Origin of the sequence: Pseudomonas sp. MF6396 (assembly GCF_002018915.1) — a bacterium.
GTDB lineage: Bacteria > Pseudomonadota > Gammaproteobacteria > Pseudomonadales > Pseudomonadaceae > Aquipseudomonas > Aquipseudomonas palmensis.
This window is the reverse complement of sequence record NZ_MVOK01000005.1, coordinates 122194-146964: the sequence shown is the minus strand read 5'-3', so window position 1 is coordinate 146964 and position 24771 is coordinate 122194. Positions and strand designations below refer to the sequence as shown.

At 63.5% G+C, this 24771-nt stretch carries 27 protein-coding genes; 1 reads left to right on the top strand and 26 read right to left on the bottom strand.

Annotated features, from left to right (window positions below):
* Positions 1-28: 28 nt before the first annotated feature.
* The 21 genes from MF6396_RS06810 to trmJ form a co-directional block, all read right to left on the bottom strand.
* A complete protein-coding gene (locus MF6396_RS06810; protein ID WP_078479947.1) occupies positions 29-820 on the bottom strand; it encodes an amidohydrolase in 792 nt (263 codons plus the stop codon).
* The gene (locus MF6396_RS06805; protein WP_078479946.1) at positions 808-1956 is read right to left on the bottom strand and encodes a pyridoxal phosphate-dependent aminotransferase; all 1149 of its coding nucleotides are present in this window, start codon (positions 1954-1956) and stop codon (positions 808-810) included. The genes MF6396_RS06810 and MF6396_RS06805 overlap by 13 nt, the downstream gene beginning before the upstream one ends.
* A gap of 145 nt (positions 1957-2101) precedes the next feature.
* Entirely contained in the window at positions 2102-3565 is a 1464-nt protein-coding gene (gene der, locus MF6396_RS06800) for a ribosome biogenesis GTPase Der (protein ID WP_043862517.1), read from the bottom strand.
* 117 nt (positions 3566-3682) lie between these two features.
* Positions 3683-4834: an outer membrane protein assembly factor BamB gene (bamB, locus tag MF6396_RS06795; protein ID WP_054916600.1), complete on the bottom strand. Its 1152-nt coding sequence runs from the start codon at positions 4832-4834 to the stop codon at positions 3683-3685.
* Entirely contained in the window at positions 4827-5468 is a 642-nt protein-coding gene (locus MF6396_RS06790) for a YfgM family protein (RefSeq protein WP_043862519.1), read from the bottom strand. Before MF6396_RS06790 ends, bamB begins: the two co-directional genes overlap by 8 nt.
* Positions 5469-5507: 39 nt before the next feature.
* Positions 5508-6797 (bottom strand): histidine--tRNA ligase, encoded by a 1290-nt coding sequence (gene hisS, locus MF6396_RS06785; RefSeq protein WP_054916601.1) that lies wholly within the window; start codon positions 6795-6797, stop codon positions 5508-5510.
* Positions 6798-6825: 28 nt separating this feature from the next.
* Complete coding sequence (gene ispG / locus MF6396_RS06780) at positions 6826-7935, bottom strand: flavodoxin-dependent (E)-4-hydroxy-3-methylbut-2-enyl-diphosphate synthase (RefSeq protein ID WP_043862521.1); 1110 nt, start codon at positions 7933-7935, stop codon at positions 6826-6828.
* A 3-nt stretch (positions 7936-7938) separates the two neighbouring features.
* Positions 7939-8931, bottom strand: a complete 993-nt coding sequence (locus MF6396_RS06775; protein ID WP_078479945.1) for a RodZ domain-containing protein — start codon at positions 8929-8931, stop codon at positions 7939-7941.
* Positions 8931-9689 (bottom strand): type IV pilus biogenesis/stability protein PilW, encoded by a 759-nt coding sequence (gene pilW / locus MF6396_RS06770; RefSeq protein WP_078479944.1) that lies wholly within the window; start codon positions 9687-9689, stop codon positions 8931-8933. Before pilW ends, MF6396_RS06775 begins: the two co-directional genes overlap by 1 nt.
* Positions 9690-9696: 7 nt before the next feature.
* Positions 9697-10845, bottom strand: a complete 1149-nt coding sequence (gene rlmN / locus MF6396_RS06765; RefSeq protein ID WP_054916603.1) for a 23S rRNA (adenine(2503)-C(2))-methyltransferase RlmN — start codon at positions 10843-10845, stop codon at positions 9697-9699.
* A 28-nt stretch (positions 10846-10873) separates the two neighbouring features.
* On the bottom strand, positions 10874-11299 hold the full coding sequence (gene ndk / locus MF6396_RS06760; protein ID WP_043864469.1) for a nucleoside-diphosphate kinase: 426 nt from the start codon (positions 11297-11299) through the stop codon (positions 10874-10876).
* Positions 11300-11390: 91 nt separating this feature from the next.
* On the bottom strand, positions 11391-11591 hold the full coding sequence (gene iscX, locus MF6396_RS06755) for a Fe-S cluster assembly protein IscX (RefSeq protein WP_054916604.1): 201 nt from the start codon (positions 11589-11591) through the stop codon (positions 11391-11393).
* Between the two features lie 14 nt (positions 11592-11605).
* On the bottom strand, positions 11606-11947 hold the full coding sequence (fdx, locus tag MF6396_RS06750; protein ID WP_043864467.1) for an ISC system 2Fe-2S type ferredoxin: 342 nt from the start codon (positions 11945-11947) through the stop codon (positions 11606-11608).
* 3 nt (positions 11948-11950) lie between these two features.
* Positions 11951-13813, bottom strand: a complete 1863-nt coding sequence (gene hscA / locus MF6396_RS06745) for a Fe-S protein assembly chaperone HscA (RefSeq protein WP_078479943.1) — start codon at positions 13811-13813, stop codon at positions 11951-11953.
* 41 nt (positions 13814-13854) lie between these two features.
* Positions 13855-14376 carry a co-chaperone HscB gene (hscB, locus tag MF6396_RS06740; protein WP_043864465.1) on the bottom strand — a complete coding sequence of 174 codons (522 nt, stop codon included), beginning with the start codon at positions 14374-14376 and terminating at the stop codon, positions 13855-13857.
* Positions 14377-14384: 8 nt separating this feature from the next.
* Positions 14385-14708: an iron-sulfur cluster assembly protein IscA gene (gene iscA, locus MF6396_RS06735; RefSeq protein ID WP_043864464.1), complete on the bottom strand. Its 324-nt coding sequence runs from the start codon at positions 14706-14708 to the stop codon at positions 14385-14387.
* A 28-nt stretch (positions 14709-14736) separates the two neighbouring features.
* Entirely contained in the window at positions 14737-15123 is a 387-nt protein-coding gene (gene iscU / locus MF6396_RS06730; RefSeq protein WP_002552476.1) for a Fe-S cluster assembly scaffold IscU, read from the bottom strand.
* A 46-nt stretch (positions 15124-15169) separates the two neighbouring features.
* Entirely contained in the window at positions 15170-16384 is a 1215-nt protein-coding gene (locus tag MF6396_RS06725) for an IscS subfamily cysteine desulfurase (protein WP_043864463.1), read from the bottom strand.
* A 43-nt stretch (positions 16385-16427) separates the two neighbouring features.
* Positions 16428-16919 (bottom strand): Fe-S cluster assembly transcriptional regulator IscR, encoded by a 492-nt coding sequence (gene iscR, locus MF6396_RS06720; RefSeq protein WP_043864462.1) that lies wholly within the window; start codon positions 16917-16919, stop codon positions 16428-16430.
* 154 nt (positions 16920-17073) lie between these two features.
* Positions 17074-17856 (bottom strand): serine O-acetyltransferase, encoded by a 783-nt coding sequence (cysE, locus tag MF6396_RS06715; RefSeq protein WP_078479942.1) that lies wholly within the window; start codon positions 17854-17856, stop codon positions 17074-17076.
* Positions 17857-18630: a tRNA (cytosine(32)/uridine(32)-2'-O)-methyltransferase TrmJ gene (trmJ, locus tag MF6396_RS06710; RefSeq protein WP_043864460.1), complete on the bottom strand. Its 774-nt coding sequence runs from the start codon at positions 18628-18630 to the stop codon at positions 17857-17859. It lies immediately after the preceding gene.
* A 145-nt stretch (positions 18631-18775) separates the two neighbouring features.
* On the opposite strand from trmJ, the gene suhB reads away from it, so the two are divergent.
* Positions 18776-19594, top strand: a complete 819-nt coding sequence (suhB, locus tag MF6396_RS06705) for a type III secretion system regulator SuhB (RefSeq protein ID WP_078479941.1) — start codon at positions 18776-18778, stop codon at positions 19592-19594.
* A gap of 136 nt (positions 19595-19730) precedes the next feature.
* Here the strand turns inward: suhB and MF6396_RS06700 are convergent, their stop codons facing one another.
* From MF6396_RS06700 to tgt, 5 genes are all read right to left on the bottom strand, one after another.
* Entirely contained in the window at positions 19731-20279 is a 549-nt protein-coding gene (locus tag MF6396_RS06700) for a glycine zipper 2TM domain-containing protein (protein ID WP_043864458.1), read from the bottom strand.
* Positions 20280-20400: 121 nt separating this feature from the next.
* The gene (secF, locus tag MF6396_RS06695; RefSeq protein ID WP_043864457.1) at positions 20401-21312 is read right to left on the bottom strand and encodes a protein translocase subunit SecF; all 912 of its coding nucleotides are present in this window, start codon (positions 21310-21312) and stop codon (positions 20401-20403) included.
* A gap of 9 nt (positions 21313-21321) precedes the next feature.
* Positions 21322-23190 (bottom strand): protein translocase subunit SecD, encoded by a 1869-nt coding sequence (secD, locus tag MF6396_RS06690; protein ID WP_078479940.1) that lies wholly within the window; start codon positions 23188-23190, stop codon positions 21322-21324.
* 63 nt (positions 23191-23253) lie between these two features.
* A complete protein-coding gene (gene yajC / locus MF6396_RS06685; RefSeq protein WP_043864455.1) occupies positions 23254-23595 on the bottom strand; it encodes a preprotein translocase subunit YajC in 342 nt (113 codons plus the stop codon).
* 51 nt (positions 23596-23646) lie between these two features.
* Positions 23647-24762, bottom strand: a complete 1116-nt coding sequence (tgt, locus tag MF6396_RS06680; RefSeq protein ID WP_162484886.1) for a tRNA guanosine(34) transglycosylase Tgt — start codon at positions 24760-24762, stop codon at positions 23647-23649.
* Between the last annotated feature and the right edge of the window lie 9 nt (positions 24763-24771).

The following is a 24771-nucleotide window of genomic DNA, read 5'->3' as shown; positions in this document are numbered from 1 at the left end:
CTCTTCGCTGGCAAGGCCGGCGAAGGGGTCAGTGCAGGTCGAAGGTATCGGCATCCAGGTTGGCCGGGAACCGCGTGCGGTACGCAGCCAGGTCCGCCGCACTCAGCACCACGGTGAACACGCCGTCGGCCTCGCCGGCACTGAGCAGGCTCTCGCCCTGGAAGTCCAGCACCTGGCTGTCGCCGCTGTAACCAAAGCCCTTGCCATCGGTGCCCACGCGGTTCACCGCCGCCACGTAGCACAGGTTCTCGATGCCCCTTGCCTGCAACAGGCGGTTCCAGTGCAGTCGCCGCGCCGCCGGCCAGTTGGCGGTGTACAGCAGCAGGTCGGTGTCCTGCGCATCACGGCTCCACACCGGGAAGCGCAGGTCGTAGCAGATCAGCGGGCGCACCCGCCACCCCTTGAGCTCGAACTGCACCTGGCGCTCGCCGGGGGTGTAATGCTTGTGCTCGCCGGCCATGCGGAACAGGTGGCGCTTGTCGTAGAACAGGATCTCGCCGTCCGGGCGCGCCCACAGCAGGCGGTTGCGGTGGCTGCCGTCCTCGGCCTGGATGATCACGCTGCCGGTCACCACGGCATCGAGCTTCCTGGCCTGGCTCTTGAGCCATTTGTAGGTGGGGCCGTTTTCCGGCTCGGCCAGGCTTTCGGAGTCCATCGAAAAACCGGTGGTGAACATCTCCGGCAGGATGATCAGGTCCGCGCCGCGGGCCTGCTCCAGCAGCACCTCGAAATGCTCGTAGTTGGCCATGCGGTCCTGCCAGGCCAGGCTGGTCTGCACCAGCGCCACGGTCAGGTTGGGCAATGTACTCAGATCGCGCATAGTTTTTCCGCTGCCTGACGCAGCGTCTCCTCGCGTTTGGCGAAACACAGGCGCACCAGGCGCTGTTCGGGAAGGGGTTGCTGGTAGAACACCGACACCGGAATGGTCGCCACGCCGTGTTCGCGGGTCAGCCATACCGACATCTGCACGTCGTCGAGGTCCGGGCGAATCGCCGAATAGTCCACCAGCTGGAAATACGTACCGGCCACCGGCTTGAACTGGAAGCGAGAGCCTTGCAGCAGGCCACAGAACAGGTCGCGCTTGGCCTGGTAGAACGCCGGCAGCTCTTCGACATGTTCCGGGTGCTCGGCCATGAAATCGGCCAGCGCCCACTGCAGCGGCGTCACGCCGCAGAAGTTGACGTACTGATGCACCTTGCGCAACTCGGCACTCAGGGCTGGCGGCGCGATCACATAGCCGGTCTTCCAGCCGGTCACGTGGTAGGTCTTGCCGAACGAACTGACCACGAAGGCCCGCGCGTACAGGGCCTCGTGGGCCAGCACGCTGGCGTGGCGCGCGCCGTCGTACACCAGGTGCTCGTACACCTCGTCGCTGAGCACATAGATGTCACGGTCGGCGATCAGCGCCGCCAGCTGGTCCAGCTCGGCACGGGTAATCAGCGCGCCGCTGGGGTTGTGCGGCGAGTTGATGACGATCATGCGGGTACGCGGGCTCAGCGCATCGCTGAGTTTCTGCCAGTCGATGGCAAAGCTGTCGGCGCCCAGTTGCACGTGCACGCAACGGCCACCGGCCAGTTCCACGGCGGGTTCGTAGCTGTCGTAGCAGGGGTCGAAGACGATGACTTCGTCGCCGGGGCGGATCACCGCGTGGATGGCGCAGAAGATCGCGGCCGTGGCGCCGGGGGTGATGGTCACCTCGTGGTCGGCATCGACCGTCACGCCATACTGGCGAGCGACCTTGGCCGCTACCTGCTGACGCAGGGCCGGCAGGCCGGTCATGGGGGAATACTGGTTGTGGCCGGCACTGATGTGCCGCCCTACCGCGTCCAGCAGCGCTTGCGGGCCGTTGAAATCGGGAAAGCCCTGGGACAGGTTCAGGGCGCCGGTTTGCACGGCGAGCTGGGACATGGTGGTAAAGATGGTGGTGCCGACGTTCGGCAACTTGCTGCTGATCATGGAGCCCTCTTTCCTGCGCGGTCAGGCTCCGAGCATAGCGGATTGGACCGCCAGGTTGTAGGAGCCAGCGTTGCTGGCGAAAGGGTAAGCGCGGTTCAGTTGATCCGCGCTGCCCATTTCGCCGGCAAGGCCGGCTCCCGCACCATCAGCGCTTGTCCTTGCGCTTCTTGGCCGACTTCTTGTGGTGCGACATCAGGCGGCGCTTCTTGTTGACCTGGCGGTCGGTCAGGGTGTTCTTGTTGCCTTCGTACGGGTTCTCGCCACCCTTGTACTCGATGCGAATCGGCGTACCGACCAGCTTGAGCACACGGCGGTAGGTGTTTTCCAGGTAGCGCGAGTAGGACTTGGGCACCTTCTCCACCTGGTTGCCGTGGATCACGATGATCGGCGGGTTGGCACCCCCCAGGTGGGCATAGCGCAGCTTGATGCGACGGCTGTTGACCATCGGCGGCTGGTGCTCGCTGACCGCGTCTTCGAGGATCTGGGTCAGGCGGCTGGTCGGCCAGCGGGTGACCGCCGACTTGAACGAGTTCTGCACCGACTGGTACAGGTTGCCCACGCCAGTGCCGTGCAGTGCCGAAATGAAGTGAATGTCGGCAAAGTCGACGAAGAACAGCCGGCGTTCCAGCTCGGTCTTCACGTAGTCACGCTCGCCCGGCTGCATGCCGTCCCACTTGTTGAGCGCGATCACGATGGCGCGACCGGCTTCCAGGGCGAAGCCCAGCAGGTTCAGGTCGTGGTCCACCACGCCTTCGCGGGCATCCATGACGAAGATCACCACGTTGGCGTCCTTGATCGCCTGCAGGGTCTTGACCACCGAGAACTTTTCGACTTCCTCGTGGATCTTGCCGCGCTTGCGCACACCGGCGGTGTCGATCAGCGTGTACTTCTCGTCATTGCGCTCGAAGGGAATGTAGATGCTGTCGCGGGTAGTGCCGGGCTGGTCGTACACGATCACACGGTCTTCACCGAGCATGCGGTTGACCAGGGTCGACTTGCCGACGTTGGGGCGACCGATGATGGCGATCTTGATGCCATCCTTCTCGCTGGGGCCAGGAATGCGCACGGCTTCCTCGCCCTCGGCGACGTTCATGTCGATCTCTTCTTCTTCCTTGTCCCGCGGGAAGTCGCTGAGCACAGCCTCGAGCAGGTTGTTCACGCCACGGCCCTGGGCGCCGGCCACGCCGATGGCGTTGCCCATGCCCAGGGGGGCGAACTCGGCAATGGCGGTGTTCGGGTCGATGTTGTCGATCTTGTTGGCCACCAGGAACGAGCGCTTGTTGCGCTTGCGCAGGTGCTCGGAAATCATCTGGTCGGCAGCGGTCAGACCGGCACGGGCATCGACCAGGAACAGCACCACATCGGCTTCTTCGATGGCCAGCAGCGACTGCTCGGCCATTTTTTCGTCCATGCCATGTTCGTCACCGGAGATACCACCGGTGTCGACCAGGATGTAGGAGCGCCCTTGCCAGCGCGCCTCGCCATATTGACGGTCACGGGTCAGGCCAGACAGGTCGCCAACGATGGCATCGCGGGTCCTGGTCAGGCGGTTGAACATTGTAGATTTGCCGACGTTCGGTCGGCCCACCAGGGCGATTACGGGAACCATGCGGCTCTCCACTGCTTGAATTCAAAAAATACAAAGGCCGCTGCAGTGCAGCGGCCGGAGTTCGGGCGGCGCCCCGAAGGCGCCGCAGCCCGAGGCCCGCAGGCCTCAAGCATAGACTCAGCGAATGGTCAGCGCCTCGAGTTTGCCGCTGTTGCCAAACACATAAATCATGTCACCTACCACCAGCGGGCGTGCACGCAGGCCATCGCTGTCGATGCGCTCGCGACCCACGAAGCGGCCGTCCACCTGGCTCAGCAGGTGCAGGTAACCTTCCAGGTCACCCACGGCCACGTAGCTGGAGAACACTTCCGGTGCCGACAGCTGGCGACGGGCCAGCGAGTCGTTGCTCCACAGCGCCGACGAAGAACGCTCGTCGATGCCTTCGACCGTACCGGACGCCAGGCTCACGTAGACGTTGCCAAAGCCCTGGGCCACACCGGCATAGCTGGAGGCATCGCGCTGCCACAGCACGCGACCGCTTTCCAGCTCGAGGCCGGCGACGCGCCCCTGGTAGCTGGCCACGTACAGCACACCGCCCGACAGCAGCAGGCCGCCGTCGATATCCACCACGCGGTCCAGCTCGGAACGCCCTTGCGGAACGGCAACACGTTGCTCCCAGACCGGCACGCCGTTCTGGGTGTCCAGCGCCACGACCTTGCCGGTCGAGAGGCCGGCCACGGCCAGGCGGTTGGTCACGATCGGCGCACCGGTACCGCGCAGGGTCAGTACGGCCGGGGTGCTTTCGTAGATCCAGCGGCGGTCGCCGGTGCTGGCATCCAGGCCGATCACGCGATCGTCCTGGGTCTGCACCACCACCACGTCACCGTTGGTCGCCGGGGGCGCCAGTACTTCACTGGTGACCCGCGCACGCCACTTTTCTTCGCCGGTGCTGGCATCCATGGCGATCACTTCACCCTTGAGGGTGCCGAGCATGACCAGGCCGTAGCCGACACCCACCGCACCGGATACCGGCAGGTCGAGGTCTTTCTTCCAGATCACGTCGCCGTTCATGCGGTCCAGCGCCATCACCACGCCGGTCACATCGGCGGCGTAGATGCGGTCGTTCTCGATGGCCGGGACGAGCATGTTGAAGCTCTCGCCCTGGCCGTCACCGATCGAACGGCTCCACTGCTTCTTCAGTACCACCTCTTCGGTGAACTTGGTCAGCTCGGCCGGCGGCAGTTCCTTTTTGCTGTTGCTGCTGCAACCAACGGCCAGAAGGGCCACGGCCAGCACTGCTGCATGTTTCCAACCGATCACGTCACGCATCCCCTTTGGCAAGGTCGTCGAGCTTGAGTTGCAGGCCACCGATCGCGGCGTCATCCGACAGCGCGGCCTTGGCCTTCTGATACGCGGCGTGAGCATCATCGGCGCGACCCAGCTGTACCAGCAGGTCGCCCTTGAGTTCTTCACGGCTGGCCAGGAAGGCCTTGTCGGCATCGCCATCGAGCAGCTTCAGGGCGTCATCGACCTTGTTCTGCGCGGCCAGTACACGGGCCAGGCGCTGACGGGCAATTTCGCCCAGGGTGGCGTCGGCCGGCTTGTCGAGCACGCTTTTCAGTTCGCTGGCGGCGTCGTCGAGCTTGCCGCTCTCGACCGCGACCTTGGCCACGAACAGGCTGGCGTACTGCGCGTAGGCCGTGCCGCCGAACTCGCTCTTGAGCTTGCCCGACAGGTCCGCGACCTGGGCCATGTCCGGCTGGCCGGTCGGCGTCAGGGTGGTTTCAAGCAGGGCCTGATAAAGGTTCGAAGCACCTTGGGACTGGTTGCCCTGGTACTTTTGCCAGGTCTGCCAGCCCAACACTACCACCAGCGCCAACAGGCCACCGGTCAGCAGTGGTTTGCCGTTGCGCTGCCACCAATCCTTGAATGCGGCCAGTTGTTCATCATCGCTACTCGACACCCCAATACTCCTTTTCACCAAATCGGCTGTTGACCCGCTTCACGCCTGCGCGAGGGAAGCTTCCAGGTGCTCGGCCAGAGCATCCCAGGCAATGTTTTGTTGTTCGCCCTGACCACGCAGGGGTTTGAAACCTACCACTTGTTGCGCCAGTTCGTCGTCCCCCAGGATCAAGGCATACAGAGCGTTGCTCTTGTCGGCCTTCTTGAACTGGCTCTTGAAGCTGCCGCCACCGGCATTGACCTGCAGGCGCAAGCCCGGCAGGCGGTCACGCAGACGCTCGCTCAGGGCCAGCCCGGCGAGTTCGGCCTGTTCGCCAAAGGCGCACAGGTAGACGTCGATCTGACGCGAAATCGACTCGGGCACCTGGCCCAGGGTCTCGATCAGCAGCAGCAGACGCTCGATGCCCATGGCAAAACCCACGCCCGGGGTCGGCTTGCCGCCCATCTGCTCGACCAGGCCGTCGTAGCGGCCACCGGCACATACGGTGCCCTGGGAACCGAGCTTGTCGGTGACCCACTCGAACACGGTCTTGCTGTAGTAGTCCAGGCCACGCACCAGCTTGGTGTTGATCACGAACGGAATGCCGGCGGCGTCCAGACGAGCCTTGAGGCCCTCGAAGTGCACGCGCGATTCTTCGTCCAGGTAGTCTTCGAGCTTCGGTGCACCCACCAGCGCCGCCTGGGTGTTGGCGTCCTTGCTGTCGAGGATGCGCAGCGGGTTGGTCTTGAGGCGACGTTGGCTGTCTTCGTCCAGTTGCTCCAGGCGCGCCGAGAGGAACTCGACCAGCGCGTCACGGTAACGGCCGCGGGCTTCGCTGGTACCCAGGCTGTTGAGTTCGAGCTTGACCGCATCGCGGATGCCCAGCAGGCCCCACAGGCGCCAGGTGAGCACGATCAGCTCGGCGTCGATGTCCGGGCCATCGAGGTTGAACACCTCCAGGCCGATCTGGTGGAACTGGCGATAGCGGCCCTTCTGCGGGCGCTCGTGGCGGAACATCTGGCCGATGTACCAGAGCTTCTGCACCTGGCCACCACCGCTGATGCCGTGTTCGAGCACGGCGCGCACACAGGCGGCGGTGCCTTCGGGGCGCAGGGTCAGGGAGTCGCCGTTGCGGTCGGCGAAGGTGTACATCTCTTTTTCGACGATGTCGGTCACTTCACCGATGGAACGCTTGAACAGCTCGGTCGGCTCGACGATCGGGGTGCGGATCTGGCGATAGCCGTAGGTGTCCAGCAGGCCGGCCACGGTGCTCTCGAAATAGCGCCACAGCGGGGTCTGCTCGGGCAGGATGTCGTTCATGCCACGAATGGCTTGCAGCGATTTGCTCACGGTAAATCCTTAACGAAATCGGTGTCGGTCAACCGCGGGCAATCACTGCCGCGTCGGCCTCGGCCTTCTCGGCCGCTTTCTGGCGGATGAGTTTTTCCAGCTCATCCACCAGGTTGTCATTGGTCAGCTTCTGCGCCGGCTTGCCATCGATGTAGATCAGGTTCGGCGTGCCGCCGGTGAGCCCCACGTGGGCTTCCTTGGCTTCGCCGGGGCCGTTGACCACACAGCCGATCACCGCCACGTCCAGCGGTACCAGCAGGTCTTCGAGGCGCCCTTCGAGCTCGTTCATGGTCTTGACCACATCGAAGTTCTGCCGCGAGCAGCTCGGGCAGGCGATGAAGTTGATGCCACGCGAACGCAGGTGCAGCGACTTGAGGATGTCGTAGCCGACCTTCACTTCCTCGACCGGGTCGGCGGCAAGCGAGATGCGGATAGTATCGCCAATCCCTTCGGCAAGCAGCATACCGAGGCCCACGGCCGATTTCACCGTGCCCGAGCGCAGGCCGCCGGCTTCGGTGATGCCCAGGTGCAGCGGCTGCACGATCTGCTTGGCCAGCAGGCGATAGGCCTCGACGGCCATGAACACGTCGGAGGCCTTCACGCTGACCTTGAAGTCCTGGAAGTCCAGGCGATCGAGGTGCTCCACATGACGCATGGCCGACTCGACCAGCGCCGCCGGGGTGGGCTCGCCGTACTTCTTCTGCAGGTCCTTTTCCAGGGAGCCGGCGTTGACGCCGATACGGATAGGGATGCCGCGATCACGCGCGGCATCCACCACCGCACGCACGCGGTCTTCACGGCCGATGTTGCCGGGGTTGATGCGCAGGCAGTCCACACCCAGCTCGGCCACGCGCAAGGCGATGCGGTAGTCGAAGTGGATATCGGCCACCAGCGGCACGCTGACCCGCTGCTTGATGCGGCCGAAGGCTTCGGCCGCGTCCATGTCCGGTACCGAGACGCGCACGATGTCGACGCCGGCATCCACCAGGCGGGTGATCTGTGCGACGGTGGCATCGACGTCGTTGGTGTCGGTGTTGGTCATGCTCTGGACGGCGATGGGTGCATCGCCGCCGACAGGCACATTACCTACCCAGATTTTGCGCGATTCGCGACGTTTGATCGGAGATTCGCCGTGCATGACTTATTGTCCCAACTTCAGGCGAGCAGTCTCGCCACTGGTGAACGGCGCCACGTCGACGGGCTGGCCGTTGAAACTGATCTGTGCGCCACGGGCAAAGCCCAGGCGTACCGCGAACGGCGGCTTGCCGGTCAGCTCGAGGGTCTCGCCCTTGCGCTTGGTGGCATTGACCAGCACCTTGCCGTTGCCGTCGGTGACCGAAGTCCAGCAATCGGCAACGAACTGCATGTGCAACGAGGCGCTGCCGGCAGCCGGTGCAGCCGCTGGCGCAGCGGGGGTGGCAGGCGCAGGGGCGGCAGCCACAGCCGGGGCGCTGGCCGCAGGGGCCGGCGCTACGGGAGCCGGGGCTACGGGTGCGGCAGGCGCAGCTGGCGCCGGGTTGCTGGCGGCCGGGGCCTGTGCGGCAGCCTCGTCGGTGGCAGGCTGGGCCTGCTCGGCCGGTGCGCTGGCAGCCGGCGCTTCCTGGCTTTCGGCCACGGCCTGGTCTTCAGGCTCGTCCAGCGGGTGGATCTGGGTGGTACCGTCGGCGCTCTCGACCTCGACGTGTTCCATGGCCAGGCTGGCCAGGTCCTTGCCGCGCAGGCTGGTCTGGTCCTGCCACCAGAAGAAGCCACCGCCGATCACCAGGATCAGCAGCAACAGGCTGACGATGCGCAGGATGTTGTGCGACAGGCGTACCGGCTCTTCGATACGCCCCAGCGCATGCACGTCGCTGCCCTGGGAATTGCTGCCGGTGGCCTGGTCGAAGGCCAGCACCAGTTCGGCCTGGTCCATCTCGAACAGCTTGGCGTAGGCGCGGATATAGCCGCGGGCGAAGGTATGCCCTGGCAGCTTGTCGAACGCGCCGGTTTCAAGGTTGTTCAGGGAACTCACGGTCAGGTTGAGCTTGCGGGCCACTTCGGCCTGCGACAAGCCCTTGCTTTCACGGGCCTGACGCAAGGTCTCACCGGGATTCTGGCGAGTCGCTGCTGCTACTTCGGGATGCGCCGCTTTCATCATTGCTCCGACAGGTATTGCTGATATTCCGGCGTACCGGGATAAAGTCGTTGTAATTGCACGCCCAGTTCGGCGGCCTTGTCAGGTTCTTCGAATACAGTTGCCAGGCGCGAACCCAGCAGCAGGCTGCGGGGGCCGTGATCGCTCAGCTGGCTGAAACGATCGTAGTAGTCGCGCGCCGGCACATAATGCCTGTCTTCGTAAGACAACTCAGCCATTTCGAGCAACGCGCGCGGTTGCTGATGGTTGAGCCGTAAAGCCTTTTGCAGGTGTTCACGCGCCTGCTCGCGCTGACCCAGCTTGATGGCGGTCAGGCCAAGGTTCTCGAAAACCCGGGAGCGTTCAGGATACAGGGTATCGGCCGCCGCTTGGCGAAACATCTGCTGCGCCTGGGCATAGCGCCCCTGCGCATACAGGAAACTGCCGAAATTGTTGCGAATACGGGGGTCGTCGGGGTTGGCAGCCAGGGCCTTGCGGTAATACCCCTCGGCCAGCGCCGGCCCGTCCTCGCGCTGGAACACCAGGGCCAGCGCGGCATTGGCTGCCGGGTCGCGAGCGTCCAGTTCAAGGGCCTTTTTCAGCGGCACCTTGGCGCGTTCGGTCAAACCTTGTTGCAAATAACCCAGGCCCAGCTGCACATAGGCCTGGCGTGCCTCTTCGCGCCCCTTGCCGCTTTGCAGCGGGTCGGAACTGCCGCTGCCGACGCAGCCGGCAAGCAGCGTCAGCAACAGGGTTGGCAGCGCGGCGCGCAGGCCCATGTCGGCCTCAGTTGCCCGCCGCGCCGGTTTGCGGCATATCGGCGTCGGCATTGAGCTGCCGTACCGCGATATAGCGCTCACTGCGGCGCGTGCGGTCCATCACCTGCCCCACCAGCTGACCACAGGCCGCGTCGATGTCCTCGCCACGGGTGGTGCGCACGGTAACGTTGTAGCCGGCCTGGTGCAGGTGGTCCTGGAAGCGGCGGATCGCGTTGTTGCTCGGACGCTCGTAGCCGGAGTGCGGGAACGGGTTGAACGGAATCAGGTTGATCTTGCACGGGATGTTCTTGAGCAGCTCGACCATCTCGACCGCGTGCTCGAGCTTGTCGTTGACGTCCTTGAGCAGGGTGTACTCGATGGTCAGCACACGCTTCTCGCCGAGTTCGGCCATGTAGCGCATGCACGACTCGAGCAGCATCTTGAGCGGGTACTTCTTGTTGATCGGTACCAGCTCGTTGCGCAGGGCGTCGTTGGGTGCGTGCAGCGACAGCGCCAGGGACACGTCGATGTGCTTGGCCAGCTGGTCGATCATCGGCACCACGCCGGAGGTGGACAGGGTCACACGGCGCTTGGAAATGCCGTAGCCCAGGTCGTCCATCATCAGGTGCATGGCGGCGACCACGTTGTCGAAGTTGAGCAGCGGCTCACCCATGCCCATCATCACCACGTTGGTGATGGCGCGGTCGATGGTGGCTGGAATGCTGCCGAACGACTTGTTGGCAATCCACACCTGTCCGATCACTTCGGCGGCGGTGAGGTTGCTGTTGAATCCTTGCTTGCCGGTGGAGCAGAAACTGCAGTCCAGGGCGCAACCGGCCTGGGACGAGACACACAGGGTGCCACGCTTGCCCTGGGGGATGTACACGGTCTCGACGCAGCTGCCGGACGCCACGCGCACCACCCACTTGCGGGTGCCGTCGCTGGAGATGTCCTCGCTGACCACTTCGGGGCCGCGAATCTCGGCAACGGCCTTGAGCTTCTCGCGCAGGGCCTTGCCGACATTCGTCATGGCGTCGAAATCATCGACGCCAAAGTGGTGAATCCATTTCATTACCTGGCCGGCACGGAAACGCTTCTCCCCGATGGACTCGAAGAATTTTTCCATTTCCGGCTGGGTCAGGCCCAACAGGTTAGTTTTACCAGTCGATGTCGTCATGGATTCACCCTCACTCGTAAGCTGTCGCTTAGCGAGCGGTTACCTCGGTAGCTGCGAAGAAGTACGAGATTTCGCGAGCAGCAGCGGCTTCGGAGTCCGAACCGTGAACGGCGTTGGCGTCGATCGACTCGGCGAAGTCGGCACGGATGGTACCGGCAGCAGCTTCTTTAGGGTTGGTGGCGCCCATCAGCTCACGGTTCAGAGCGATGGCGTTTTCGCCTTCCAGAACCTGTACAACGACCGGGCCGGAGATCATGAAGGCAACCAGGTCACCGAAGAAGCCGCGCTCTTTGTGCTCGGCGTAGAAGCCTTCGGCTTCGGCTTTGGACAGTTGCTTGAGTTTCGAGGCAACGACGCGCAGGCCGGCTTTTTCGAAACGGGTGGTGATCTCGCCGATCACGTTCTTGGCAACGGCGTCAGGCTTGATGATGGAGAAAGTACGTTGAACAGCCATGGTGTAACTCCAGAAACAGTAAGTGAAGCGAAAAATTAAACCCGCGAATTATACGCGGGTTCCGGGGGATTGCCTAACCTGCCGAGTGCGCTCAGTCGGCTTCTTCGATCCAGGCGGCCTGAATGGCTTCAAGCACCTTCTCTCCGCCACGGTTCGGATCGTCGCTGAAGTCGGGCAGGGCCTGCACCCAGCGGCTCAGTTCGACGAAATTCACGTAGCGAGGATCGACTTGCGGCTTGCTTTCGGCAAGCTGAATTGCAATTTCAAGTACATCAACCCATTTCAGGCTCATGATGACTCCAACGGTCAGTGCGGCGCTTCGGCGGCGTGGTTGAGCGAGTATTTCGGGATCTCGACGGTCACGTCCTCGGTGCCGACCTTGGCCTGGCAGGTCAGGCGCGACGTGGGCTCCAGGCCCCAGGCGCGGTCGAGGTAGTCCTCTTCCAGCTCGTCGGCCTCGTTCAGCGAGTTGAAACCCTCGCGGATCACGCAGTGGCACGTGGTGCAGGCGCAGACGCCGCCGCAGGCGCTTTCGATCTCGATGTGGTTGTCATGGGCCACTTCAAGGATGGACTTACCGGTTTCGGCCTCCACCACCATTCCGTCCGGACAGAACTTCTCGTGGGGCAGAAAAATCACCTGCGGCATCAGTTATTCCTCGATCTCATTCAGGTTGCGCCCGGCCAAAGCGGCTTTTACCGTCGAATCAAGGCGACGGGCGGCAAAGGCATCGGTCACTTGCGACAGACGCTTGGTCTGCTGCTCGATGGCGGCGCCATCGGTACCGTTCATCAAATCACGCAAGTCTTGCATCTGTTGTTCGATCGCCAGGCGCTCTTCGGCGTCCAGCAGGCGCTCGCCATCGGCGTCCAGCGCGCCCTGCACCGCTTCGAGCAGACGCTCGGCGTCGACCTGGTGCTCGCGCAGCTGGCGCGCCACCTTGTCGTAGCCGGCATGTTCGAAGGAGTCCTTGAGCATGCGAGTGATCTCGCCGTCGGTCAGGCCGTAGGACGGCTTGACCTGAATGCTCGATTCCACACCCGAGCCCAGCTCGCGCGCCGAAACGCTGAGCAGGCCGTCGGCGTCGACCTGGAAGGTGACGCGAATCTTCGCCGCACCGGCCACCATGGCCGGGATGCCGCGCAGTTCGAAGCGCGCCAGGGAGCGGCAGTCGCTGATCAGCTCACGCTCGCCCTGCAGCACGTGGATCATCATGGCCGACTGGCCATCCTTGTACGTGGTGAATTCCTGGGCACGGGCAACCGGGATGGTGGTGTTGCGCGGGATCACCTTCTCCATCAACCCGCCCATGGTTTCCAGCCCCAGGGACAGCGGAATCACGTCGAGCAGCAGCAGTTCGCCGCCGTCGCGCTTGTTGCCGGCCAGGGTATCGGCCTGGATCGCGGCGCCGATGGCCACCACCTGATCGGGGTCGATCTCGGTCAGCGGGGTACGCCCGAACAGCGCGCCCACCGCCTCGCGCACACGCGGCACGCGAGTGGAACCACCGACCATGACCACGGCTTCGACTTCATCCAGCTCGATGCCACAGTCGCGCACGGCGCGGCGACAGGCCTTGAGGCTGCGCGCCACCATCGGTTCGATCAGCGCGTCGAAGCCGGCACGGGTCAGCTCGCCCTGCCAGGCGCCATGGCTCACGGACACGACATCGCTGTTGGTCAACGCTTCCTTGGCCGCACAGGCAGCTTGCAGCAGTTGACGCTGGGTGCCGGGGTCGAGGTCGGCAGACAGGCCCGCCTGCTCGATGATCCAGCCGGCCACCGCATGGTCGAAGTCATCGCCGCCCAGGGCGCTGTCGCCGCCGGTGGCCATCACTTCGAACACACCGCCGGTCAGGCGCAGGATGGAAATGTCGAAGGTGCCGCCGCCCAGGTCATAGATGGCCACCACGCCTTCGGCGTTCTGGTCCAGGCCATAGGCCACAGCCGCAGCGGTCGGTTCGTTGAGCAGGCGCAGCACGTTCAGCCCGGCCAGGCGCGCAGCGTCCTTGGTGGCCTGGCGCTGAGCGTCGTCGAAGTACGCCGGCACGGTGATCACCGCGCCGACCAGCTCGCCACCCAGGGTGGCTTCGGCGCGCTGGCGCAGCACCTTGAGAATGTCGGCCGAGACTTCCACCGGGCTTTTCGGGCCCTGCACCGTGTCGATGAACGGCATGTGCGACTCGCCGCCGACAAAGCGGTAGGGCAGTTGCTCCCCCAGTTGCTTGACGTCGGCCAGGCCGCGCCCCATCAGGCGCTTGACCGACAGCACGGTGTTCAGCGGGTCGCTGGAGGCCGCGTCACGGGCACTGTAGCCCACGTCGACATGGTTGGCGTGATAGCGCACCGCCGACGGCAGGATGACCCGGCCCTCGGCGTCTGGCAGCGGTTCGGAAATGCCGCTGCGCAATGCAGCGACCAGCGAATTGGTGGTGCCAAGGTCAATGCCCACGGCCAGGCGGCGCTGATGGGGCTGTGGCGTCTGACCGGGTTCGGCGATCTGCAGTAGGGCCATGCTTATCTGATACCAGGGGTGTCGCCAACGGCGCCACCGGGTTAATCGTCGAGGCGCTCTTCCAGCTGGCGCACTTCATAGGCGAGCTTGTCGAGGAACTGCATGCGGCGCATCAGGCGCTCGGCCTGTTCACGCTGCGCAGCATCCTCCCAGCAGGCGGCGAAGTCCTCGTTGAGTGCTTCCTGGGCGACCTTCAGGCGGCGCTTGAACGCGGCCACGCCATCGAGGTCGGCACTGTCCTGCAGGTCTTCGAGCTCTTCTCGCCATTGCATCTGCTGGAAGAGGAACTCGGGGTCGTGGACAGTGACTTCCTGCGGCACTTCGTGGCCCCCCATCGCCAACAGGTAGCGCGCCCGCTTGGGCGCACTCCTGAGGGTCTGGTAGGCGTCGTTGAGGCCGGCCGAGCGCTCCAGCGCCAGGCGCTGTTCACGCTCGGGGGCATCGGCGAAGCGGTCCGGGTGAACCTCGCGGGCCAGCTCGCGATAGCGTGCGGCCAGCTTGTCGAGGTCCAGGCGAAAGCCCGGCTGCAGGTCAAACAGGGCGAAATGACAAGGAGTACCCACGCGCAGCCTCAGACGTTGAAGCTTTCGCCGCAGCCACACTCACCGCGCACGTTGGGATTGTTGAACTTGAAGCCTTCGTTCAACCCTTCCTTGACGAAATCCAGTTCGGTTCCGTCCAGGTACACCAGGCTTTTCGGGTCGATGATCACCTTGACGCCGTGACTTTCGAACACCTGGTCCTCGCTGTCCGGCGCGTCGACGAACTCCAGCACATAGGCCAGGCCCGAGCAGCCGGTGGTGCGAACGCCCAGGCGAATGCCGTCACCCTTGCCGCGTCCTTCGAGGGAGCGCCGCACGTGGTTGGCGGCGGCTTCTGTCATGCTGATAGCCATCGAGACTCCTTACCTGCAACAGGCGAACTTAGAGCAAACCTTTCTTCTGCTTGTAATCGCGCACGGCCGCCTTGATGGCGTCCTCGGCGAGTACCGAGCAGTGGATCTTCACCGGCGGCAACGCCAGTTCTTCGGCCAGCTGGGTGTTCTTGATGGTTTCGGCTTCGTCCAGGGTCTTGCCCTTCATCCACTCGGTAGCGAGGGAGCTGGAAGCGATGGCCGAACCACAGCCGTAGGTCTTGAACTTGGCATCTTCGATGACGCCCTGCTCGTTGACCTTGATCTGCAGGCGCATCACGTCGCCGCACGCAGGCGCGCCGACCATGCCGGTACCGACATCCGGGTCCTCGGCATTCATCTTGCCGACGTTGCGTGGGTTTTCGTAGTGGTCGATGACCTTTTCACTGTAAGCCATGGTGCTATTCCTTCCTCATCAGAGAGCCGCTCTTGCTGGCGACTACTTAGTGCGCAGCCCACTCGATCTTGGAGATGTCGACGCCGTCTTTGTACATATCCCACAGCGGCGACAATTCGCGCAGCTTGGTCACGGCCTCGCAGACCTTCTGCGCGGCGTAGTCGATTTCTTCTTCGGTGGTGAAGCGACCGAAGGTGAAGCGGATCGAGCTGTGCGCCAGTTCGTCGTTGCGGCCCAGGGCGCGCAGCACGTAGGACGGCTCGAGCGATGCCGAGGTGCACGCCGAACCCGAAGACACTGCCAGGTCCTTGAGGGCCATGATCAGCGACTCGCCTTCGACGTAGTTGAAGCTCAGGTTCAGGTTGTGCGGAATACGCGCGGTCATGCTGCCGTTGATGTACAGCTCTTCAAGGTTCTCGACCTGCTTGTAGAAGCGGTCGCTCAGGGCCTTGATACGCAGGTTCTCGCTGGCCATCAGCTCCTTGGCGATGGCGAAGGCTTCGCCCATGCCGACGATCTGGTGGGTAGCCAGGGTACCCGAACGCATGCCGCGCTCGTGACCGCCGCCGTGCATGGTGGCTTCAAGACGCACGCGCGGCTTGCGGCTGACGTACAGCGCGCCAATGCCTTTGGGGCCGTAGGTCTTGTGCGCCGAGAACGACATCAGGTCGACCTTCAGCTTCTGCAGGTCGATCTCGACCTTGCCGGTGGACTGCGCGGCATCGACGTGGAACATGACGCCACGCGAGCGGGTCAGCTCGCCAATGGCGGCGATGTCGTTGATGGTGCCGATTTCGTTGTTCACGTGCATGATCGACACCAGGATGGTGTCTTCACGCAGGGCTGCCTCGACCATGGCCGGGGTGATCAGGCCATCGGCGCCCGGCTCGATGTAGGTGACTTCGAAGCCTTCACGTTCCAACTGACGGGTGCTGTCCAGAACGGCCTTGTGCTCGATCTTGGAGGTGATCAGGTGCTTGCCCTTGGTGCCGTAGAAGTGCGCGACGCCCTTGATTGCCAGGTTGTCGGACTCGGTGGCGCCACTGGTCCAGACAATTTCCCGCGGGTCGGCGTTGACCAGGTCGGCGACCTGGCGGCGAGCGTTCTCGACCGCTTCTTCGGCTTTCCAGCCAAAGACGTGGGAACGCGACGCCGGGTTACCGAAGTTCCCGTCGACCAGCAGGCAATCGCTCATCTTCTGGGCGACACGTGGGTCGACCGGGGTGGTCGCGGAGTAATCGAGGTAGATCGGCAACTTCATTGAATATCTCCTATCAGGCGGGCTCATCGCGCAGTCGAAACGGTCATTCGACGGCGGATGTCTCAATCTTGTCCAGATGCGGTGTCCGGCCCGCCATGCGGCGCAGGTCCTGACGCTGGGCGACTTCTTGCACCTCACGGCGAGTAACAAGGTCAGCCAGGCTGATACCGCTCAGAAATTCGTGAATCTGCTGGCTGAGATCACACCACAAGTGGTGGGTCAGGCAGGTATCGCCAGCGTGGCAATCACCCAGGCCCTGGCAGCGTGTAGCGTCGACCGATTCGTTGACCGCATCGATCACCTGGGCTACCTGGATGCTTTCCATCACGCGCGACAGCTGGTAGCCGCCGCCTGGACCGCGCACACTGGAAACCAGACTGCTGCGACGCAGCTTGGCAAACAGCTGCTCCAGATAGGAAAGGGAGATGCCTTGGCGCTCGGAAATGTCGGCCAGGGACACCGGCCCGTTTTGCGCGTGCAACGCCAGGTCAAGCATGGCAGTCACGGCGTATCGGCCTTTTGTAGTCAGTCGCATGGCTATTTGGTACCACGGGAGTTACGGGATGTGTGCGAGTATGCGATTCCCGAGCATTTAAGTCAACTATAAGACCTACTGCTTTAGTCGGGATTGCGCCTGAGAGGCGGCGCAGAGTGTAGCAAAGTCGGGCGCGCCAGCGCACGCCCTTCTGTCAATGCGTCGACGCGTCGCTGCGGGCGTCGACCTTCACATCCGCGAAGTCTTCGTCACGCAGGGCCGGCAGTTCCTTGGCGCAGTAGTCGCTGCCCAGGTTCTTGAGCGCCCCGCACATGTCTTCCAGGCGCCCGTCCACCGCTTGCAGGTGGTCGAGCAACTGGCCGATGGCGCGGGCCACCGGGTCGGGCATGTCTTCGCTCACGCCGTAGGCGTCGAAGCCGATCTTCTCGGCCATGGCCTTGCGCCGGGCCTCCTGCTCGGCATCGGACTTGACGATGATACGCCCCGGGATACCTACCGCCGTGGCGCCGGCCGGCACCGCCTTGGTGACCACCGCATTGGAGCCGATCTTGGCCCCCGCGCCCACGGTGAACGGGCCCAGCACCTTGGCGCCAGCCCCCACCACCACGCCGTCCTCCAGGGTCGGGTGGCGCTTGCCCTTGTTCCAGCTGGTGCCGCCCAGGGTCACGCCCTGGTACAGGGTCACGTCATCGCCGATCTCGGCGGTTTCGCCGATCACGATGCCCATGCCGTGGTCGATGAAGAAGCGCCGGCCTACCTTTGCACCGGGGTGAATCTCGATGCCGGTCATCCAGCGACCGAAGTTGGACACCAGCCGCGCCAGCCACTTCCAGTCCCGTACCCACAGGGCATGCGCCGCGCGGTGCAGCCAGATCGAATGCATGCCCGGGTAGCAGGTCAGCACTTCAAAGGCATTGCGCGCCGCCGGGTCACGGTGGAAAACGCTTTGGATATCTTCACGCAGACGCTCGAACATTTACTGATCCTTCCGCTTGTGCGCATCGCCCCGGGCCGCTTTCTGGGTTTCGGTGAGGATGCCGCGCAAAATGCTTATTTCCGATCGACTCACCGCGCTGCGCCCGTACAGGCGACGCAAACGCGGCATCAGGTGCTTGGGCTTGGTCGGGTCGAGAAAGCCGATGTCCACCAGCGCGGACTCCAGGTGCTGGTAGAACAGCTCCATTTCGTCCATGGTCGCCAGCTCTGCGCTGCGCACCGAGGCCACTTCGACCTTCTCGACTTTCGACGCCTGCCCGTCGGCTGCCAGCCAGGCCATGCGCACTTCATAGGCCAGGACCTGGACCGCAGCCGCCAGATTCAGCGAACTGAAATCCGGGTTGGACGGGATATGCACGTGATAATGACATCGCTGCAGCTCGTCGTTGGTCAGGCCGGCATGTTCACGGCCGAACACCAGCGCCACCTCGGCACCCTCGCCTGCCTGCTCGACGACCTTGGCGCCGCATTCGCGCGGATCGAGCAGGGGCCACGGGATGCGCCGGTCGCGGGCACTGGTGCCCACCACCAGGGTGCAGCCCACCAGCGCATCCTCGAGCGTGGCCACCACCTCGGCACCCGCCAGCACGTCATCAGCGCCGGAGGCACGGGCACTGGCCTCGTGGGAAGGAAAGTCGTTAGGCTCGACCAGCACCAGGCGCGACAGGCCCATGTTTTTCATGGCGCGCGCAGCCCCGCCGATATTGCCGGGGTGACTGGTATTGACCAGGACGACACGAATTCTTGGCAGCACGGGCACGGCTCACAGACGCGGAAGGAAGGGAGCAAATCTTACAGAAGCGACCGGCATTACGCTATGAAAGCAAATGTCGCCCTTCTTCGTTCAAAGTTTTCTGCTAGAATGTTCGGCTTTCTTTAACGACCCAGGTGAAACGTCCATGCAGCCCATGCTGAATATCGCGCTGCGCGCCGCCCGCAGCGCCAGTGAATTGATTTTCCGCTCCATCGAGCGCCTGGATACCATCAAGGTAGATGAGAAAGACGCCAAGGATTACGTCTCCGAAGTCGACCGCGCGGCGGAAAAAGTCATCGTCGACGCCCTGCGCAAGGCGTACCCGAACCACTCCATCTACGGTGAAGAAACCGGCCTGCACGCTGGCAACGGCGAAGAAGGCAAGGACTACCTGTGGGTCATCGACCCGCTCGACGGTACCACCAACTTCCTGCGTGGCGTCCCTCACTTTGCCGTGAGCATCGCGTGCAAGTACCGCGGCCGCCTGGAACACGCCGCGGTCCTCGACCCGGTACGCCAGGAAGAATTCACCGCCAGCCGTGGCCGTGGCGCCCAGCTCAATGGTCGCCGCCTGCGCGTCAGCGGTCGCACCAGCCTGGACGGCGCCCTGCTGGGTACCGGCTTCCCGTTCCGTGACAACCAGATGGATGGCCTGGACAACTACCTGGGCATGTTCCGTGCCCTGGTCGGCCAGACCGCCGGCATCCGCCGCGCCGGCGCCGCGAGCCTGGACCTGGCCTACGTGGCCGCCGGCCGCTTCGATGCGTTCTGGGAGTCGGGCCTGAGCGAGTGGGACATGGCGGCAGGCGCACTGCTGATCCAGGAAGCGGGCGGCCTGGTGAGCGACTTCACCGGTGGTCATGACTTCCTCGAGAAGGGCCACATCGTTGCCGGCAACATCAAGTGCTTCAAGGCGGTGTTGACGGCGATCCAGCCGCACCTGCCGGCCTCGCTGAAGCGCTGAGTTTCAGCCGGGCAATAAAAAAGCACCCTTCGGGGTGCTTTTTTGTGGCTGGCTTTCGGGCCTCTTCGCCGGCAAGGCCGGCGCCTACAGGTTGCGCATGGCTTTGTAGGAGCCCGCCTTGCTGACGAAAGGGCCATCACTGCCCAGGCTGTGCCTGCGTCAGTACCAGCTTGCCATTCTCGTCCAGCGGGATCTGCGAACCCGGGTCGCGCTCCATGCGCACCTGCCCGGCCTTGTCGCCAATCGAATACTTCACGTCGTACCCCACCACCTTCTCGCTCAGGTCATTGACCGTGTTGCAGCGGGTTTGCGTGGTGGTGTAGGTATCGCGGTTCTGCATGCCTTCCTGCACCTTGTTGCCGGCATAGCCACCACCGACGGCACCGGCCACGGTCGCGATCTTCTTGCCATTGCCGCCGCCGATCTGGTTACCCAGCAACCCACCTGCCACGGCGCCCAGCACGGTACCGGCGATCTGGTGCTGATCCTTCACCGGCGCCTGACGGGTCACCGTGACATCCTTGCAGACTTCCCGTGGCGTCTTGACGGTCTGCTTGACCGGCTGCACCGACGTCACCTGCGCGTATTGCGGCCCGCCCTTGACCAAGCTGTAGGTAGCCACGGCACCTCCGGCAGTGACACCGACAGCACCCAGCACCGCACCCACCAGCATTGACTTGTTCACGTGAACCTCCTGATTTACCTGCGGGAACACGCCCGCGCTTCTCCCAGCCTTGGAGCATAAAAAAAGGCGCGAGTTCAATACTCGCGCCTTCTTGTACCGCTCAGGACAGTGGCAAAAAGCCTTATGGACGCTCGTCCACACCCTCGGTTTTCACCGGCGGGATCAGGTCTTCACTGTTCAGGTTCAGCCAGATCAGCACCACGTTGGCGATGTAGATCGACGAGTAGGTACCGGCCATTACACCGATGAACAGTGCCAGCGAGAAGCCCCACAGGTTGTCACCACCGAAGAACAGCAGTGCCGCGATCGCCAGCAAGGTGGACACCGAGGTGGCCACGGTACGCAGCAGGGTCTGGGTGGTCGAGACGTTGATGTTCTCGATCAGCGAAGCCTTGCGCATCACGCGGAAGTTTTCCCGTACCCGGTCGAACACCACGATGGTGTCGTTGAGCGAGTAGCCGATGATCGCCAGCACCGCCGCCAGCACCGTCAGGTCGAAGGTGATCTGGAAGAACGACAGGATGCCCATGGTCACGATCACGTCGTGCACCAGCGACAGGATGGCGCCCACCGCAAACTTCCACTGGAAGCGGAAGGCCAGGTAGACCAGGATGCCGCCCAGCGCCAGCAGCATGCCCAGGCCGCCCTGGTCACGCAGTTCCTCGCCCACCTGCGGGCCGACGAACTCGACACGCTTGACCGTGGCCGGGTTGTCGGTGCTGATCTTCTGCAGCGCCTCGGCCACCTTGTTGCCCAGCATCGGGTCGTCGCCCGGCATGCGCACCAGCAGGTCGGTCGTAGCACCGAAGCTCTGCACCACGGCATCGTGGAAGCCGGACCTGACCAGCTCTTCACGAACCTCGCCAAGGTTGGCCGGGCGCTCGTAGGTCAGCTCGATGAGCGTACCGCCGGTGAAGTCCAGGCCGAAGTTGAGCCCTTTGTAGAACCAGCTGAACAGTGCCAGCACAGTCAGCAGCAGGGTGACGCCGAACGCGACGTTCCGCACACCCATGAAGTTAATGGTACGTAACATGGCAGCCCCTTATACCCACAACTTCTTGATATCCCGCCCACCGCAGGTCAGGTTGACCATTGCGCGGGTGACCATGACGGCCGTGAACATCGAGGTGAAAATCCCGAGGGACATGGTAACCGCGAAGCCCTTGACCGGACCGGTACCCATGGCGAACAGGATGCCGCCCACCAGCAGGGTGGTCAGGTTGGCATCGACGATCGCGGTGTAGGCACGGTTGAAGCCTTCGTGGATGGCGCGCTGCACCGACATGCCATTGGCCAGCTCTTCACGTATGCGCGAGAAGATCAGTACGTTGGCGTCGACCGCCATACCCATGGTCAGCACGATACCGGCAATGCCCGGCAGGGTCAGCGTAGCCCCCAGCAGCGACATCAGCGCCAGCAGCAGCACCATGTTGCCCGCCAGGGCGATGGTGGCGATCAGGCCGAAGGCACGGTAGATGGCCATGATGAACAGCGACACGAACAGCATGCCCCACAGCGATGCATCGATACCCTTGGTGATGTTGTCGGCACCCAGGCTCGGGCCAATGGTACGTTCTTCGGCGAAGTACATCGGCGCCGCCAGACCACCGGCACGCAGCAGCAGGGCCAGTTCGGACGACTCACCCTGGCCGTTCAGGCCGGTGATGCGGAACTGGCTGCCCAGCGGCGACTGGATGGTCGCCAGGCTGATGATGCGCTTCTCTTCCACGAACGACTGCACCGGCACGTCTTTCTCGACACCGTCGACCATCTGCTTGACGTAGCGGGTAACCGGACGCTGTTCGATGAAGATCACCGCCATGCTGCGCCCGACGTTGCTGCGCGTGGCGCGGCTCATCAGTTCGCCGCCGTGGCCATCCAGGCGGATGTTCACCTGCGGGCGACCCTGCTCGTCGAAGCTGGCCTGGGCGTCGGTGACCTGGTCACCGGTGATGATCAGGCCACGCTCGACCGCTGCCGGTGGGCGACCGCCCTCACGGAACTCGAAGGTCTCGGTAGTGGCCTTGGACGCACCCGGCTCGGCACCCAGACGGAACTCCAGGTTCGCGGTCTTGCCCAGGATACGCTTGGCTTCGGCGGTGTCCTGCACGCCTGGCAGCTCGACCACGATGCGGTTGGCACCCTGGCGCTGAACCAGTGGCTCGGCCACACCCAGTTCGTTGACGCGGTTACGTACCGTGGTCAGGTTCTGCTTGATCGAGTATTCACGGATTTCCGCGACCTTGGCCGGGGTAATCGCCAGACGCAGCACCGACAGGCCGTTACGCTCGGTGGTGGTCAGCTCGAAATCGTTGAAATTCTTGCGGATCAGGCTGCGAACCTGTTCGCGGGACTGGTCATCGGAGAAGCCCAGTTGAATGCCGCCATCTTGCTGCGGCAGGCTGCGGTAGCGCACACGCTCCTTGCGCAGCAGGCTTTTGACTTCGCCTTCGTACACCTTCAGACGTGCCGCCATGGCCTTGTCCATGTCCACTTCAAGCAGGAAGTGCACACCACCGGACAGGTCCAGGCCCAGCTTCATCGGGCTTGCACCCAGGTTGCGCAGCCATTGCGGAGTGGTCGGGGCCAGGTTCAGTGCAACGACGTAGTCGTCACCCAGTGCCTTGCGCACAACGTCCTTGGCAGGCAGTTGGTCGTCCTGTTTGGCCAGACGCACCAGTGCGCCCTTGCCCTTCTCGCCCAGGCTTGCACCCTTGACCGCGATACCGGCGTCGGCCAGTGCCTTGGTGGCACGGTCCAGGTCGGCCTGGCTGACCTGCAGCGCCGTGCTGGCACCGCTGACCTGAATAGCCGCATCGTCAGGGTAGAGGTTGGGAGCGGAATAAATAAAACCGATCGCCAGTACCGCCAGGATCAGTGCGTATTTCCATAGAGGATATTTGTTCAGCATCACGCCGCCCGTTCAAGACGCGGGGCGCCTTGCGCGCCCCGTCGATTGTAGAAAATCTGAAACTTAGATCGCTTTGAGCGTGCCCTTGGGCAGGGTCGCGGCAATAGCACCCTTCTGGAACTTCAGTTCCACGGTGTCGGACACTTCCAGCACCACGAAGTCATCGGCCACTTTGACGATCTTGCCGGCAATACCGCCGTTGGTGACAACTTCGTCACCTTTCTGCAGGTTGCTCAGCAGGTTCTTCTGCTCTTTGGCGCGCTTGGCCTGTGGACGCCAGATCATCAGGTAGAAGATGACCAGGAAGCCGACCAGGAAAATCCACTCGAAGCCGGTACCGGCTGGGCCGGCGGCAGCTGCCGGGGCTGCTGCGTCCGCGTAAGCGGCAGGAATCAGAAAGCTCATTTAGCACTCCAAGTTGCAAGTTGTTGTACGTGTGTCAGGTTCGACAGAACATCAATCCAAGGGCGGCACAGGCAGCCCGCGCTTGGCGTAAAAGGCATCGACAAAGGCGGCCAATGTACCCTGTTGAATAGCCTCGCGCAAACCAGCCATCAGGCGCTGGTAATGACGCAAGTTGTGGATGGTATTCAACATGCTGCCCAACATTTCGCCGCATTTATCCAGGTGATGCAGATAAGCGCGGGAGAAGTTCTGGCAGGTGTAGCAGTCACAGGTCGGATCCAGTGGCGAATCATCATGGCGATGGAACGCGTTACGGATTTTAAGCACGCCGGTATCGACAAACAGATGACCGTTGCGCGCATTGCGCGTGGGCATCACGCAATCGAACATGTCGACGCCGCGGCGCACACCCTCAACGAGATCTTCCGGCTTGCCTACCCCCATAAGGTAACGAGGTTTGTCAGCCGGCATCATGCCCGGCAGGTAGTCCAGCACCTTGATCATCTCGTGCTTGGGCTCGCCCACCGACAGCCCGCCAATGGCCAGGCCGTCGAAGCCGATCTTGTCCAGGCCCTCGAGCGAACGCTCGCGCAGGTTGCGGTGCATGCCGCCCTGCACGATGCCGAACAGCGCCGCAGTGCTGTCGCCGTGGGCGTTCTTGGAGCGCTGGGCCCAGCGCAGCGACAGCTCCATGGAGATGCGCGCCACATCTTCATCGGCCGGGTACGGGGTGCACTCGTCGAAAATCATCACCACGTCCGAGCCCAGGTCGCGCTGCACCTGCATCGACTCTTCCGGGCCCATGAACACCTTGGAGCCGTCCACCGGGGAGGCGAAGGTCACGCCCTCCTCCTTGATCTTGCGCATCGCGCCCAGGCTGAATACCTGGAAGCCGCCGGAGTCGGTGAGGATCGGGCCCTGCCACTTCATGAAGTCGTGCAGGTCGCCGTGGGCCTTGATCACCTCGGTGCCCGGGCGCAGCCACAGGTGGAAGGTGTTGCCCAGGATCATCTGCGCGCCGATGGCCTCGATGTCGCGCGGCAGCATGCCCTTGACCGTGCCATAGGTGCCCACCGGCATGAAGGCCGGGGTTTCGACCACGCCACGGGGGAATGTCAGGCGGCCGCGACGGGCCTTGCCGTCGGTGGCCAGCAACTCGAAGGACATACGACAGGT

What these genes read in the sequence shown, in the direction of transcription:
- MF6396_RS06810 (WP_078479947.1), bottom strand. Translation starts at nt 820, where the DNA reads ATGCGCGATCTGAGTACATTGCCCAACCTGACCGTGGCGCTGGTGCAG.
- MF6396_RS06805 (WP_078479946.1), bottom strand. Translation starts at nt 1,956, where the DNA reads ATGATCAGCAGCAAGTTGCCGAACGTCGGCACCACCATCTTTACCACC.
- der (WP_043862517.1), bottom strand. Translation starts at nt 3,565, where the DNA reads ATGGTTCCCGTAATCGCCCTGGTGGGCCGACCGAACGTCGGCAAATCT.
- bamB (WP_054916600.1), bottom strand. Translation starts at nt 4,834, where the DNA reads ATGCGTGACGTGATCGGTTGGAAACATGCAGCAGTGCTGGCCGTGGCC.
- ispG (WP_043862521.1), bottom strand. Translation starts at nt 7,935, where the DNA reads ATGCACGGCGAATCTCCGATCAAACGTCGCGAATCGCGCAAAATCTGG.
- MF6396_RS06775 (WP_078479945.1), bottom strand. Translation starts at nt 8,931, where the DNA reads ATGAAAGCGGCGCATCCCGAAGTAGCAGCAGCGACTCGCCAGAATCCC.
- pilW (WP_078479944.1), bottom strand. Translation starts at nt 9,689, where the DNA reads ATGGGCCTGCGCGCCGCGCTGCCAACCCTGTTGCTGACGCTGCTTGCC.
- rlmN (WP_054916603.1), bottom strand. Translation starts at nt 10,845, where the DNA reads ATGACGACATCGACTGGTAAAACTAACCTGTTGGGCCTGACCCAGCCG.
- ndk (WP_043864469.1), bottom strand. Translation starts at nt 11,299, where the DNA reads ATGGCTGTTCAACGTACTTTCTCCATCATCAAGCCTGACGCCGTTGCC.
- iscX (WP_054916604.1), bottom strand. Translation starts at nt 11,591, where the DNA reads ATGAGCCTGAAATGGGTTGATGTACTTGAAATTGCAATTCAGCTTGCC.
- fdx (WP_043864467.1), bottom strand. Translation starts at nt 11,947, where the DNA reads ATGCCGCAGGTGATTTTTCTGCCCCACGAGAAGTTCTGTCCGGACGGA.
- hscA (WP_078479943.1), bottom strand. Translation starts at nt 13,813, where the DNA reads ATGGCCCTACTGCAGATCGCCGAACCCGGTCAGACGCCACAGCCCCAT.
- iscA (WP_043864464.1), bottom strand. Translation starts at nt 14,708, where the DNA reads ATGGCTATCAGCATGACAGAAGCCGCCGCCAACCACGTGCGGCGCTCC.
- iscU (WP_002552476.1), bottom strand. Translation starts at nt 15,123, where the DNA reads ATGGCTTACAGTGAAAAGGTCATCGACCACTACGAAAACCCACGCAAC.
- MF6396_RS06725 (WP_043864463.1), bottom strand. Translation starts at nt 16,384, where the DNA reads ATGAAGTTGCCGATCTACCTCGATTACTCCGCGACCACCCCGGTCGAC.
- iscR (WP_043864462.1), bottom strand. Translation starts at nt 16,919, where the DNA reads ATGCGACTGACTACAAAAGGCCGATACGCCGTGACTGCCATGCTTGAC.
- cysE (WP_078479942.1), bottom strand. Translation starts at nt 17,856, where the DNA reads ATGTTCGAGCGTCTGCGTGAAGATATCCAAAGCGTTTTCCACCGTGAC.
- suhB (WP_078479941.1), top strand. Translation starts at nt 18,776, where the DNA reads ATGCAGCCCATGCTGAATATCGCGCTGCGCGCCGCCCGCAGCGCCAGT.
- secF (WP_043864457.1), bottom strand. Translation starts at nt 21,312, where the DNA reads ATGTTACGTACCATTAACTTCATGGGTGTGCGGAACGTCGCGTTCGGC.
- secD (WP_078479940.1), bottom strand. Translation starts at nt 23,190, where the DNA reads ATGCTGAACAAATATCCTCTATGGAAATACGCACTGATCCTGGCGGTA.
- yajC (WP_043864455.1), bottom strand. Translation starts at nt 23,595, where the DNA reads ATGAGCTTTCTGATTCCTGCCGCTTACGCGGACGCAGCAGCCCCGGCA.
- tgt (WP_162484886.1), bottom strand. Translation starts at nt 24,762, where the DNA reads ATGTCCTTCGAGTTGCTGGCCACCGACGGCAAGGCCCGTCGCGGCCGC.